Source organism: Sphingomonas sp. NCPPB 2930, assembly GCF_042867205.1.
GTDB lineage: Bacteria > Pseudomonadota > Alphaproteobacteria > Sphingomonadales > Sphingomonadaceae > Sphingomonas.
On the sequence record NZ_JBHZQU010000011.1, the window covers coordinates 1 to 12,583 of the forward strand.

Here is a 12,583-nt window from a genome sequence, read left to right on the forward strand (position 1 = left end):
GAGTGACCGCCAAGCCGCCGCCCGCATGTCCCTTCATCTAACCTACAATGTCAAAGAGCCGACAACAAATACCGGCAACACTCCATGAACCCCGTTCCCAGGGCCTCAAGTGCGCCGATCTGTCGTGACTGCATCGGTCGACCGTGTCGGCCACCGCTGCGGTGAAACCCCTCTAGGCGGGGTTGCCCCGAACCGTCAACAACAGATTTTCACTTTTCTTAAAAAATCCGAGAAAAAGGCACAAAAACAACGCTTTGTGCCACACCGCCAGCCCCGCACCAGCCGGAACCTTATCCCGCCCCATACGTCACAACACCGAATCACCGCCCAGAATCACTCATGCATCATCCCGGTCGGACGGTGCGTCCCGGCTCCCCACGCGTGGCGAGCAGGCGTTCGAGGGTGACCGGCGTGAAATCATGCACATCCACGCCGACATCATATTGACGGAGCAGAGGCTTCAACCGCCCATGGCTGTGGCCGTGGAGATTGAGTGCCCGCTTGTGCTGGCCGTTCCAGCTGCGAAAGGGATAGTGGCAGAGGACGAGCCGATGGCCGTCGACCTCCATCTCGGCATAATCCCCCACGCTGGCCCAACCCTGGGCCATGAGGGTGGCGTCGGGATCGTTATTGCCGCGCAGCAGATGCTTGGTGCCGTGAAGCCGGGCCAGCAGGTCGGGCACGTCGGCGGGTCGCCTGGCGACATCGCCCAGACGCCAGACGCTATCCTCCGGCCCGACGACCGCATTCCAGCGATCGATCAGGAGCGCGTCCATCTCCGCGACGCTGGCGAAGGGGCGCTTCCAGATGTTGATCGTGCGGTGATCGCCGAAATGCGTGTCCGCGGTGAAGAAGATCGTCATGTCCAGTAGAGTATCCGGGCCGAAGGAAGCGCCGATGCGATCTCCGCTTCGAAAAAGGCCCGCAGCGCCCGCATCGTCGCGCTATCATAGACCTGTTTCTCCGTCCCGAACTTCGTCCGCTTGGTCACGCGGTTGGCGGCCCCCATGTCGAGCGACGATCCCGGATACCAGCTGTCCAGCACCGCCTTGGACCCGGCGGTGAAGCGGTGGGTAATCAACTCGATAGTCAGGTCGAGATCGGGCACATCCCGGAGCGCCGCCCCGGCATCGGCCAGCAGCTCGGCATAGGCCTGCTGCCAGCCCGCCGCCGCGATGATCGGCGCGATGGTCAGCCCGACCGGATAGCCCGCCATCGCCATCCGCCGCAGCGCCGCCAGCCGGTCGGCGACCGGCGAGGTGCCGCCTTCGAACCGCGCGAACATCCGGGGATTGATCGAAGCGCGCATCCGGGTGCGTCGCTGGTGATCGATATCCAGCAGCGGCCCCACATCGGCGAACTTGCTGGTAAAGCGCAACTGCACGGGCGCGTCCCAGCGCCCGAACCAGCCGATCGCCGTCGACAACGAGCCGGTGATCGGCTCCAGCGCCAGGGGGTCGGTATAGCAGGACGCCTCGAACGTCGTCCCCTCACCCATCCGGTCGCGGTTGCGCGAGGTGATCTGCCCCTGCCCCAGATAGGGCGGAAGGCCGTCGAGGATCTCGTCCAGATTGGCATAGACGCGGGTGATCGGCGGGCCCTTCAGCGACCCGGCGAGATAGCAATAGCTGCAATGCGCCGGGCATCCTTCGGCCAGATCGACCCGCCAGTCCGCGCTGGGGGCGATCGGCTGGAGCCGGCGCTTGGACGGCGGGGCGACGACGACGGCCAGCGTCGTCTTGGCGGCGGCATAGGCGCGGCGCGGATCGTCGGGCAGGTCGAGCGACAGGCGGTCGCCCGGCAGCGCCTCGACCGCCACCCCCAGCGCGGCGGCGCGCTCGGCGATGGCGCGGCCATGGGGGAAGGTCAGCGCGGAGCGGGTGACCAGCAACCGGCGCGGTCGCCATGGTGCCGGTCGGGCTGTCTGGGAGTCTGCGGCAGGGGCCATCCTCCGCTCAACGATCCGGGCCTTCCGATGGTCCACCGGAATTTTCGTGCCGGGTGGGCCATTTGCGCAGCCACCCGCCGGACCGGGCGTTACCCCTGCTCACCATCGAAAGCCGCATGTGCCCCATTATCTGATTGCCCAGAGCGAATTGCCCGACGAACGCCAGGCACGGCGGAAGCGGGCCGGCAAGAGTTCGGGCGAAACCTATGCCGCGACCCTGAAGCAAATGCAGCCGGGGGTCGAGACTAGCATCCTCTCGCCCGCCGATGACGACGGGGCGATGCCCTCGGTCGAGCGGCTGGCGGCGTTCGATGCCATATTCCTGACCGGGTCGCCGATGCACGTCTATGACGACGGGCCCGAGGTGCGCCGCCAGCTCGACTTCATGACGCGGGTCTTTGCCGCAGGCGTTCCCTCCTTCGGGTCGTGCGCGGGGTTGCAGATCGCCGTCGCCGCTGCGGGCGGGCGGGTGCGCAAGATGCCCGAGCGGATGGAGGCGGGGATCGCCCGCCGGATCAGCGCCACCGAGGCTGGGCGGGCGCATCCGCTGCTCGCGGGCCGCCCGGCCAGTTGGGACGCCCCGGCGGTCCATGGCGACGAGGTGCTGGAGCTGCCGCCCGGCGCCACGCTGTTGGCGAGCAATGCGGTGACCCGGGTGCAGGCCGCCGAGATACGCTTCGACCGGGGCGTCTTCTGGGGCGTGCAATATCATCCCGAACTCGCCCTGCGCGAGATCGCCATCGCGATCGCGGCACAGGCGGCCGACTTGGTCGAGGCAGGGCTGGCCGAGCAGAAAGACCAGGTCCGGGCCCGCGCCGCCGAGATCGATGCGCTGCACGACGCCCCCAACAGCCGCGCCCTTCGCTGGCGGCTGGGGGTCGATGGGGAATTTGCCGAGGAAGGGCTGCGCCGCCGGGAAATCGCCAATTTCCTCGACAATTTGCCTGGCTTGCGGGGTTAGACCCCTCCGGCGCCTATGGCTTTGCCGTGACGATCCGGGGCAGCGTCCTGATCGGCTCGACCGTGATCGCCCGGAACCAGGTTTCGGCGCCCTCGGACTGAAGCTGGATATGGCCATGGGTCAGCGGCTGGCGGGAGCCGTTCGGGGCGATCATCGCCAGGTCGCGCACCTCGGCGACCGGCACGCCGTTGACCACATGCACCGCACGATCGCCCACGACATAGAGGTCGAGCGTGTTCCAGGCACCGACCGGACGCTCGGCATCGGTCGCCGCCTCGACATTCCAGGTCGGCGTCCCGTTGACGATATCGACCTGTCGCCCGCCCAGGCGATAGCGCAGATGCGGCGCGATCAGCCTGGGGTCGAAGGCGACATCGGTATGCCCGCGCACCTTGCCCCCGACCGCGACGATCATCCCGGTCGATCCGGTCATGATCTCGAATTCGGCCGAAGGTCGCCAGGTGCCGAACACCTCACCGGGCACGCCATGGCTGTGATAGAGAAGGCCGTTGTTGCGCGGCTGATCCGCGCGCGGTGCCCAGGTCCTGGCGCCCCATTTGAACTGCAACCGCAGATGATAGTCGCGCAGATCGGCGCGGTGGACCAGGCTGCCCCAGGTCTGCCCCTTCACCCAGATGGCCGGTGCGCCGTCCACCTGCCGGACCGCGAAGTCGCCGCCGGTATCGCGGCCCGCGCCGATCGGGCGCGCACCGGGGTCGGCGCGATAGGTGATCGACGGATCGGCATAGCCCAGCCAGGGGGCCCAGCCCGTCAGGCTGCGTCCGTCGAACAGCGCGACCCGCTTGCCCGTCGCCTTGGGCAGATCGACCAGCCGCAGCCTTTGCGGCGCGGTCACCGGCTCGCCCGCCATAACGCGGGCCTGTTCCTTGGAATCCTGCGCCAGCGCCGGTGTGGCCATGACGGCCAGCGCCATCCATGCTCGATCGAACCGCATCATCGCTCCCCTCTCCCACCCGTTCGGTGATTGTCGAGCGATCATAGCGCGTTATCGCTAACAGGCGAGCCTGATTTCGTGGCGCTGAATCAAAGTTGCGACGCGGTCGGCCCGATCAGGGACCGACATCGGCCGCGCCGCTCTGGACCCGCAGGGCCTTGCCCGCCTTGAAGCCCAGCGCGGCACCGACCCGGTCGTCCCAGCCATAGGGATCGTTGCGCACGATCGGTTCGCCGTCATCGTCGAACAAGACCGTCTGATAGAGCAGCCGGACAGGAATCTGGTGCGGCAGCTTGACGAACGTCTCCTTGCCGGTCTCGCGCGCCTTGTGCCATTCGTCGAGCACGCCCTCGTCCCTGGCCAGCATCTCGGCAAAACCCAGCGCGTCCTCGACCCGGACGCAGCCATGGCTGCGCTGTCGCTGAACCATGCCGAACAGTGCCTTGGCGGGGGTGTCGTGCAGATAGATGGCATGGTCGTTCTGCATGTCGAACTTGACCAGCCCCAGCGAGTTCTTGGGTCCGGACTGCTGGACGATCCAGCCGTCCTTCCACACCATGTTGTTCGCGCGGAGATAGCCGGGGCCCTTCTTCGCCAGCTCCTTCTTCTCGATCGAGCGGGGCACCGTCCAGGTCGGGTTGGCGACCAGCCGGAAGATCGGCGATCCCAGCTGCGGCGTCTCGGTATCCGGCTCGCCGACCACCACCTTGCGGGCATCGACGATCTTGCCGTCGCGCCAATAGGTCAGGCGCGCGGCGGCAATGTTGACGTCGATCCGGGTCGCGGGCGGGCGGCGCTCCAGCCAGCGGAGCCGCTCCATCGCGACCGCCACCGCGCGCGCGCGGTCCGCATCGGACATGTTGAGGATGGCGAGCGCCTCGCTGCCGATGATGCCGTCGGGCTTCATGCCGTAATCGGCCTGCATCCGGCGCACCGCATCGACCATGGCGGGCGCATAGCTGTCGCCCCGCGCGGCGTCGGGCGCCAGATAGTCGAGCACGACCAGTTCGCGCGCGATCGCCGGAAGGCGGGGATCGGTCGCACCGGGCTTGATCGCCTCGCCATTGCCCTCGATCCGGGTGTCGGGATTTTGCGGCTGGCGGACCAGCTTCCCATAGGCGTCGGACAGACGCTTGTAATTGGCATCCTGCGGCGCAAGGCCGTCGAGCCACTGGGTCAGGTTACCGGCACGCAACGCGGCGGCCAGCCCGGCTTTCAGATCGGGCGAGGGCCGGGGCACGGTATAGACCTCGTACAGCTTGGTCGGGTCGGTCGCGCCGCGCGCCAGCGCCGCGGCATAGCGCAGCGCCTGTTCGTTCAGCGCGGCGTCGTTGCTGGCCGTCGCATCGAACGCCATGTGGTCGAGCCCATGCGCCACGCGTCCCTCGATCGCCTGACGAAGCTGCGACCGAGTCCGGTCGCTCCAGGTCGCGGGGCCCGCCGGCTGGTCCGCCTGCGCGGAGGCATTCTGATCCGAAGCGACCTGGCCACCGCATGCCGACAGTATCAGGCCCAATGCCAGTGACGTCCCCATCCGTTTATGCACGTGCAACTCCCTCATTCCGCTCCTGAAACGCACGGGGAGCGAAGCGGCTCCCGAGCCTGCGGATCGGGCGAATGGTGGCGTCGGTGCGACAAGGGGCAGGCGGCCGGGCGACGGTGTTAAGCCCTGTGCGGTAGAAGCGGCCATCCCTCTTCGACGGAATCGAACCTTGCCCAACTCCTTGTTTTCACGCCGAGACCTGATGAGCGGCGGCACCGCCGCGCTGGTGATGGCGGCCCTGTCGGAACGCGTGTCGGCGCGCACGCCGGAGCGTCGGCTGGCGCTGGTCAACGCTAATACCCGCGAACGCTGTGACGTGTGCTTCTTCGCCAATGGCCGCTACCGCGCCGATGGGCTGGCCGAGCTGAACCATGCCATGCGCGACTGGCGGACCGGTGCGACGCGGACGATGGATCCCCGGCTGCTCGACCTGCTGGTCCATCTGCGCGACCGGCTCGACATCGCGCCGAACAAGCCGTTGCGGCTGGTGTCGGGCTATCGCAGCCCCAAGACCAACGGCGCGATGCATGCCCGCTCGCACGGCGTCGCCAGCAAGAGCCAGCACATGCTGGGCAAGGCGACCGACATCGCCATTCCGGGCGTGCCGCTCAACCGGCTGCGCGACGCGGCGCTGTCGCTGCGTGGCGGCGGGGTCGGCTATTATCCGCATGACGGCTTCGTCCATGTCGACACCGGCCCCTTGCGCCACTGGAGCTGACCGGGGCGACCGCCGGTTCGGGCCCATGACGCGATCCTCGCGCAAGCCAGTGCGGGGCCGCCGCCGATTAACATTTTCGTCATGCCGGATCGACAGCGCCAAACCTCGGTTAAGTCGACAGGGTCGGCCTGCCGTCGTCCCGTAACGGGAGAGTGGTCGATGGATTGGATCGCATTTCTGGTCGGCTTTACGATCATGTCGCTGGGCTCGCTCGCCATCTATGCCAAGGGCAGCAAGGCGCCCCCCGCCCTGCACCACACCATGCTGCACGCGACGGTGCCCTTCATCGCCGCCACCGCCTATCTCGCCATGACGTTCGGGATCGGTACGCTGGTCCATATCGACGGATCGGTGGTCTATCTGGCGCGCTATGCCGACTGGTCGGTGACGACGCCGATCCTGCTGGCGGGGCTGGTGCTGCTGGCCTTTCACGATCGCGGGCAGACGGGGGAAGTCGGCGGCTATCTGACCGCGATCATCGTCCTCGACGTGCTGATGATCGCGACCGGGCTGATCTCGTCGCTGGCGATGGTGCCGGTGCTGAAATGGGTCTGGTATCTCTGGTCCTGCGCCGCCTTTGCGGGTGTCCTCTATCTGCTCTGGGGGCCGCTGCGCGCCATGGCGGTCGAACGCGGCGCGGCGATGGGGGCCGCCTATCGCAAGAATGTCGCGTTCCTGACGGTGATCTGGTTCCTCTATCCGATCGTCTTCCTGATCGGGCCGGAGGGGCTGAAGATCATTTCCGATCCGACCTCGGTCTGGGCGATCCTGATCATGGATGTCGTCGCGAAGGTCGTCTATGCCTTCTACGCGGCCCGCAATCTGGACGACGCGCTGCGGTCCGGGACCGACCACCGCGACGCGCGCGCGTGACGCGCCCTGCCCTGGCGCTCGGCCGGGGCGTGCTGGCGGGGGCGGCCCTGGCCGCCTCCTTCGGTTCGCTGGGCGTGCAGCTCGGCTTTGCGATCCTGGCGATCGGCGTCATCGGCATGGCGCATGGAGCGAGCGACCTGGCGGTCGTGCCCCCCTCAAGGCGACGATCCTTCCTGGCGCTGTACGGCGGCGTGTCGCTGATCTGCCTGGCCTGGTGGAGCGCCTTTCCCGCCATCGCGCTGCCCCTGTTCCTGATCGCCTCCGCGCTGCACTTCGCGGCGGAAGAGGACGCCGCCATTTCGCGGCTCCAGCGCGGGGCGCTCGGGATCGGGCTGATCGCGATACCGGCGGTGCTCCATCCCCGGGGCTATGAAGCGCTGCTGACGCTGGCGGGCGGCATGCCGGTCCCCTCCCCCGTCCTGGCCGCGCTGATCGCCGCAGGGGGCGTCGCCGGCGGGTTGCTGTTCTTCCGCGCGGGTCGGCGATGCGATCCGTTGCTGGCGATCACCACCGCCGCGCTGTTTTTCCTGCCGCCGCTGGTCGGGTTTTCGGTCGGCTTCCTTCTTCTCCACGCGCTGCCGCAGACCGACGAGCGGCGACGGCGGATGGGCTGTGCCAGCCACCGCGCCTATCTGTGCCGGACGGGCCCGATCCTGATCGCGGCGGTGCTGCTCGCCGGGCTGGTCGTGTCGCTGTTCCTGCATGTCGAGGCGAGCGGTATTCGCGGCCTGTTCGCCGCGATCGCGGCGCTGGCCATGCCGCATCTGCTGGTCACCCCCGCCTTTGGCCGCGATCGGACGCATGGCCGCCCGCTTTGGCCCCGGAACAGGCATGGATCGTATCGAGTTCCCCTGCCGAGGATTCCCCCGACCATGATCCCGCCCCGGCGGGAAGGAGCAACCCCATGAAGACCAACGGCAATACGATCCTGATGACCGGCGGCGGCAGCGGCATCGGCGAAGCGCTGGCGCACCGGTTCCACGATCGCGGCGATACCGTCATCATCGCCGGGCGGCGACAGGACGCGCTGGACCGCGCGGCGGCGGGACGGGAGCGTATCCATACCGCCGTCCTGGACGTCGAGGACGATGCCGCCGTCCAGACCTTTGCGCGGCAGGTCGTCGCCGACTTCCCCGCGCTGAACATCCTGTTCAACAATGCCGGGATCATGCGGTTCGAGGACCTGACCGGCCGACGCGACCTGTCCGATGCCGAGGCGACGGTGACGACCAACCTGCTCGGCCCGATCCGGCTGACCAACGCGCTGATCGATCATCTGGTCGCCCAGCCCGATGCGGCGATCGTCAACGTCACCTCGGGCCTGGCCTTCGTGCCGCTGGTGGCCACGCCGACCTATTCGGCGACCAAGGCGGCGATCCATTCCTACACCGTGTCGCTACGCACCCAGCTGGCGGGCAAGGTCGAGGTCATCGAGCTGGCCCCGCCGGGCGTCCAGACCGACCTGACGCCGGGTCAGGCCAGGCGTCCGGGCTATATGCCGCTGGAGGCCTTTGCCGATGCCGTCGCCGCGCAGTTCGCGCAAGACCCGACCCCGTCCGAGATCCTGGTCGACGAGGTGCAGTTCCTGCGTCAGGCGGAACGCGAGGGTCGGTTCGACGAAACGCTCAAGACGCTGACCGAACGCGCCGCCGCCCAGCGCAAGGCGGGCGATGCCTGACCCGTGCCGCCGCGCTTCCCGCGCGCCGCGCGCAGGGCTATAAATGCCTTCTTCGTAAGGACCTGCCGATGCGTCTGATTGCGATCGAGGAACATATCCTTCCCCAGGAGGTGCGCGACGCGTGGCAGGCGGCCCCGCCGCCGCACGACCCCGTCTCGGCCTTTGCCGATGGCGGTGAGAATGGGCGGCGGCTGGCCGATCTCGGCGAAGCGCGGATCGCGCTGATGTACGAGCAGGGCGTCGACGTGCAGGTCCTGTCGCTCACCACGCCGGGGCTCCACAATCTGGCGCCCGGCGTCGCGGTCGACATGGCGCGGCGGGTCAACGACCGGATCGCCGAGGCCTGCGCGCGGCATCCCGACCGCTTCCAGGGGTTGGCCGCGCTGCCGACGCCCGATGCGGACGCCGCGCCGCGCGAGCTGGAGCGCGCGGTGCGCGAGCTGGGGCTGAAGGGCGCGCTACTGTGCGGGCGGACGCGCGAGCGCCATCTGGATCATCCCGACTTCCGCCCGCTTCTGGCCCGCGCGGCGGCGCTCGGCGTGCCGCTGTTCATCCATCCGCAGACACCGCTGGCCGAGGTGCGCCAGGCCAATTATTCGGGGATCGGCGAGACGGCGGACCTCGCGCTCGCCGCCTTCGGGCTGGGCTGGCATTACGAGGCCGGACTGCAATGGATCCGGCTGGCGGCGGCCGGCGTCTTTGATGCGCTGCCCGACCTCCAGATCATCCTGGGTCATTGGGGCGAGGTGGTGCTGTTCTATCTGGAGCGGACCGCCGCCGTCTTCGAACGCGCGCTGACCCTGCAACGCCCGTTGGCGGACTATGCCCGGCGCAATCTCTATGTCACCGCCAGCGGCATGTGGAGCGAGACCTATCTGCAACGCTGCCTCGAGATCGTCGGGCCGGAGCGGCTGCTCTTCTCGACCGACTTTCCCTATCAGTACCGGCCCGGCGGAGCCCCGCGCCGGTTCCTCGATACCGTCCCGCTCGACGAGGCGGCACGGCGGGGGCTGGCGCATGGCAATTGGGAAAGGCTGACAGGCGCGGTCGGATAGAGCGGCCCGCCCGGCGGCGGCAGGCGATCCCGCCGCCGCCCCGCCTCCTCAACTCGCCTTGGGCAGCGCATAGGCCAGCGTATAGTCTCCATAGCGCGTGCCTAGCGCGCCATGGCCACCGGCGGTGATGACGACATATTGGCGACCGTCGCGCCCGCGATAGGTCATCGGCGTCGCCTGCGCCCCGGCGGGCAGCCGCGCCCGCCACACCACCTTGCCGGTATTCAGGTCATAGGCGCGCAGATACTGATCGGTCGTCGCGCCGATGAACGCCAGCCCGCCCGCGGTGATGATCGAGCCGCCCAGATTGGGCACCCCGGTCTTCAACGGCACGCCCAGATGCGATCCGAACAGCCCGGTATCCTGTGCGGTGCCCAGCACCTTCTTCCACAGTATGCGCCGGGTGCCCAGATCGACCGCAGTCAGATGGCCCCAGGGCGGCGCGACGCAGGGCGCGCCGAAGATTCCCACCCACGCCTTCACCACCGCGACATAGGGGGTGTTGTACTGGGTCTGGAGCTGCGCCTGCTTGGCATTCTCGCCGCCCTGTTTCTGCTTCATCAGCGATGCGACGCGCGGGTCGTCGCGGCGCATCAGCCACAGCTTGAACGGCATCTCCATCGTGTTGACCGTCATGATGCCCCGCACCGGATCGACGGCGGCCCCGCCCCAGTCGGTGACGCCGTCAAAGGCGGGGTGGCCGATGATCGGCCGCAGGCCCATCGGCTGATAGATGCCCGTCCCCTGCGCGCGGCGGATGTCGATGCGGCAGAAGAGCTGGTCGATCGGCGTCGCGCCCCAGGTCGCGACCTCTGTCGGCGCGGGCGGGGTGAAGCTGGGCATCCCGGTCGAGAAGGGCTGGGTCGGCGACACGCGCACGCCCGGCGTCGCGCCGTCGGTGCGCACCGGCTTTTCGGTGATCGCCGCGATCGGGGCGCCGGTCAGCCGGTTGAGGAAATAGACCTGCCCCATCTTGGTCGTCTGGATCAGCGCCGGGATCACGCGGCCGTCGGGCGCGCGATAGTCGAACAGCGAGGGACCGATCGGCAGGTCCATGTCCCACATGTCGCGGTGGACCAGCTGCCGCGTCCAGCGCAGCTTGCCGGTGGCGATGTCGAGCGCGACGATCGACGAGCCGAACCGGTCGTCGAACGGACGGCGATAGCCGATCCAGTAATCGGGCGAGGCATTGCCCGTCCCCAGATAGACGATGCCGTTGGCCGCATCAGCGGTGATCGCCCCCCACACATTGGGGGTGCCGCGCGTATAGGTCTGGCCTTCGGGCAGCGGCGCGATCGCATCCTGCGACCGGCCCACGTCCCAGGCCCAGACCGGCGCGCCCGATACCGGATCATAAGCGCGCACCACGCCCGAGGGGATGTCGCGATTGACGTTGTCGATGATCCGCTCGCCGATGATCAGCCGGCCATTGACCACGACCGGCGGCGTCGTGCCGATCTGGTCGGACGGCCGCGACGTGCCCATATTGGTGCGCAGGTCGATCGCGCCGTTGTTCGCAAAGCCGGTGCAGGGCCGCCCCGTATCCGCATCGAGCGCGACGAGCCGCGCGTTGAAGGTCGGCGCGAAGATACGATGCGGGCAAGGCGTCCCCGCAGGCGCCTCGAAATAGGTGACGCCACGGCACACCAGATAGTTGTTGCCCTGGATCGGCGCGTCCTCGTGCCAGCTCCATTTCGTCTTGCCGGTCGTCGCGTCGATCGCCTGGACGAAGGAATGCGGCGTACAGGTATAGAGCGTGTCGCCGATATGGATCGGCGTCGCTTCCGAATGATATTCGCGCTTGTGCGTCTGGCTCTCCGCCGCCATCGGCAGATCGCCGGTCCGCTGGGTCCAGGCGAGTTCGAGCCGCCCGACATTCTGCGGCGTGATGTCCGCCAGCGCCGAGTAACGCCGCCCCGACAGGGTGCCGCCATAATCGCGCCAGTCGCCATCCGCTTCCCCGGTCGGCGCGGCGGGCATCGCGACGCCGGTCGGCGCCTGCTGCGCCTCGACGCCCTGCCCTCGCAGCCCCCAGGCGCCGATCCCCAGCGCGACCAGCCCTGCCGCCAGCGCGGGCACCGCACGCGCGCGCGACCGCCAGGATCGGCCATGCAGTCCCGTCAGCAGTACGAGGCCGAGCAGCACGGTCGGTGCGACCAGCCGCGGGACGAGCTGGAGCCCGTCCAGCCCCACCTCCCAGAGCGACCAGATCAGCGTGCCGCCCCAGATGGCGACGAACAGCCAGCGGCCCAGCGGGCTCCCCCGTCCGAGCAGCGCCCCGCTCGCGACCAACGCGACACCGACGACCAGATAATAGGGCGATCCGCCCAGCGATGCGAGCACGCCCCCGGCCACCGCAAAGAAGCCGCCCAGGATCGCCACGCACCATGCGAGGACCAGCCGGTATATCCGCGCCATCGTCTTGCCCCTTGTTTCTGTAAGCGCCTCAACGCGCCAAGGGTCTTGAAGTCCCAAGATAAATTGATTTTCATCAAAGGCGCGGCGGCGTCGATGCGATACGCGTCACGAAATGTCCGATGGCCGACCGATCATGGTACCGATCCCAATCTGCCGCGTTGGGGCCTTTTCGGAGAGCCAGCATGATCGACCCCAGCACAACCCGGATCGGCATCCGCCGCACAGGCGAGATGGCGGCGGTCTTCATGATCGGCGACGGAATGCTGGGCCTGTTGCAGCCGACACGGCATGTCGCGCTGTGGCGGTCGCGGGTCGGCGCGGTGGACGGGATGGTCCGCCCCTTCGCCGGGCACCCGATGCGGCGACGCGCCTATGGCCTGCTCCAGATCGCGGCGGGTCTGGCCCTGGCCGCCCGGCTGAAGCGATAGGGACCA

12 protein-coding genes are annotated in these 12,583 nt (G+C 68.4%); 7 read left to right on the forward strand and 5 right to left on the reverse strand.

The features are described 5' to 3' along the window. Positions 1 to 344: 344 nt before the first annotated feature. The gene (locus tag ACFX59_RS12965; RefSeq protein ID WP_387432692.1) at positions 345 to 863 is read right to left on the reverse strand and encodes a metallophosphoesterase; all 519 of its coding nucleotides are present in this window, start codon (positions 861 to 863) and stop codon (positions 345 to 347) included. Then, on the reverse strand, positions 860 to 1,948 hold the full coding sequence (locus ACFX59_RS12970) for a radical SAM protein (RefSeq protein ID WP_387432693.1): 1,089 nt from the start codon (positions 1,946 to 1,948) through the stop codon (positions 860 to 862). Before ACFX59_RS12970 ends, ACFX59_RS12965 begins: the two co-directional genes overlap by 4 nt. Before the next feature lie 118 nt (positions 1,949 to 2,066). Between ACFX59_RS12970 and ACFX59_RS12975 the strand changes: the two genes are divergently transcribed. Next, the gene (locus tag ACFX59_RS12975; RefSeq protein WP_387432694.1) at positions 2,067 to 2,909 is read left to right on the forward strand and encodes a type 1 glutamine amidotransferase; all 843 of its coding nucleotides are present in this window, start codon (positions 2,067 to 2,069) and stop codon (positions 2,907 to 2,909) included. Between the two features lie 13 nt (positions 2,910 to 2,922). On the opposite strand, the gene ACFX59_RS12980 is transcribed toward ACFX59_RS12975, so the two are convergent. After that, positions 2,923 to 3,843, reverse strand: a complete 921-nt coding sequence (locus ACFX59_RS12980) for a DUF1080 domain-containing protein (RefSeq protein WP_387432696.1) — start codon at positions 3,841 to 3,843, stop codon at positions 2,923 to 2,925. Positions 3,844 to 3,979: 136 nt separating this feature from the next. Beyond that, entirely contained in the window at positions 3,980 to 5,410 is a 1,431-nt protein-coding gene (locus ACFX59_RS12985) for a L,D-transpeptidase family protein (RefSeq protein ID WP_387432697.1), read from the reverse strand. Between the two features lie 199 nt (positions 5,411 to 5,609). On the opposite strand from ACFX59_RS12985, the gene ACFX59_RS12990 reads away from it, so the two are divergent. The 5 genes from ACFX59_RS12990 to ACFX59_RS13010 all read left to right on the forward strand — a co-directional run bounded on the left by ACFX59_RS12990 (position 5,610) and on the right by ACFX59_RS13010 (position 9,731). Next, positions 5,610 to 6,125: a DUF882 domain-containing protein gene (locus tag ACFX59_RS12990; protein ID WP_373424649.1), complete on the forward strand. Its 516-nt coding sequence runs from the start codon at positions 5,610 to 5,612 to the stop codon at positions 6,123 to 6,125. A 159-nt stretch (positions 6,126 to 6,284) separates the two neighbouring features. Next, a complete protein-coding gene (locus tag ACFX59_RS12995; protein WP_387432698.1) occupies positions 6,285 to 6,998 on the forward strand; it encodes a bacteriorhodopsin in 714 nt (237 codons plus the stop codon). After that, positions 6,995 to 7,906, forward strand: a complete 912-nt coding sequence (locus ACFX59_RS13000; RefSeq protein ID WP_387432699.1) for a Brp/Blh family beta-carotene 15,15'-dioxygenase — start codon at positions 6,995 to 6,997, stop codon at positions 7,904 to 7,906. The genes ACFX59_RS12995 and ACFX59_RS13000 overlap by 4 nt, the downstream gene beginning before the upstream one ends. Beyond that, positions 7,903 to 8,676 (forward strand): SDR family oxidoreductase, encoded by a 774-nt coding sequence (locus ACFX59_RS13005; RefSeq protein WP_387432701.1) that lies wholly within the window; start codon positions 7,903 to 7,905, stop codon positions 8,674 to 8,676. The genes ACFX59_RS13000 and ACFX59_RS13005 overlap by 4 nt, the downstream gene beginning before the upstream one ends. A gap of 68 nt (positions 8,677 to 8,744) precedes the next feature. Next, positions 8,745 to 9,731 (forward strand): amidohydrolase family protein, encoded by a 987-nt coding sequence (locus tag ACFX59_RS13010; protein ID WP_387432702.1) that lies wholly within the window; start codon positions 8,745 to 8,747, stop codon positions 9,729 to 9,731. Between the two features lie 48 nt (positions 9,732 to 9,779). Here ACFX59_RS13010 and ACFX59_RS13015 read toward each other — a convergent pair whose 3' ends face one another. After that, positions 9,780 to 12,149 (reverse strand): membrane-bound PQQ-dependent dehydrogenase, glucose/quinate/shikimate family, encoded by a 2,370-nt coding sequence (locus ACFX59_RS13015; RefSeq protein ID WP_387432704.1) that lies wholly within the window; start codon positions 12,147 to 12,149, stop codon positions 9,780 to 9,782. Between the two features lie 182 nt (positions 12,150 to 12,331). Here ACFX59_RS13015 and ACFX59_RS13020 point away from each other — a divergent pair, with 182 nt between their 5' ends. Next, on the forward strand, positions 12,332 to 12,577 hold the full coding sequence (locus ACFX59_RS13020) for a hypothetical protein (protein ID WP_387432705.1): 246 nt from the start codon (positions 12,332 to 12,334) through the stop codon (positions 12,575 to 12,577). The last annotated feature ends 6 nt before the right edge of the window (positions 12,578 to 12,583 follow it).

Bases quoted from the DNA above. Each gene is read 5' to 3' on its own strand.
- ACFX59_RS12965 (WP_387432692.1), bottom strand. From the start codon at position 863: ATGACGATCTTCTTCACCGCGGACACGCATTTCGGCGATCACCGCACG.
- ACFX59_RS12970 (WP_387432693.1), bottom strand. From the start codon at position 1,948: ATGGCCCCTGCCGCAGACTCCCAGACAGCCCGACCGGCACCATGGCGA.
- ACFX59_RS12980 (WP_387432696.1), bottom strand. From the start codon at position 3,843: ATGGCGCTGGCCGTCATGGCCACACCGGCGCTGGCGCAGGATTCCAAG.
- ACFX59_RS12990 (WP_373424649.1), top strand. From the start codon at position 5,610: ATGAGCGGCGGCACCGCCGCGCTGGTGATGGCGGCCCTGTCGGAACGC.
- ACFX59_RS12995 (WP_387432698.1), top strand. From the start codon at position 6,285: ATGGATTGGATCGCATTTCTGGTCGGCTTTACGATCATGTCGCTGGGC.
- ACFX59_RS13005 (WP_387432701.1), top strand. From the start codon at position 7,903: ATGAAGACCAACGGCAATACGATCCTGATGACCGGCGGCGGCAGCGGC.
- ACFX59_RS13010 (WP_387432702.1), top strand. From the start codon at position 8,745: ATGCGTCTGATTGCGATCGAGGAACATATCCTTCCCCAGGAGGTGCGC.
- ACFX59_RS13015 (WP_387432704.1), bottom strand. From the start codon at position 12,149: ATGGCGCGGATATACCGGCTGGTCCTCGCATGGTGCGTGGCGATCCTG.
- ACFX59_RS13020 (WP_387432705.1), top strand. From the start codon at position 12,332: ATGATCGACCCCAGCACAACCCGGATCGGCATCCGCCGCACAGGCGAG.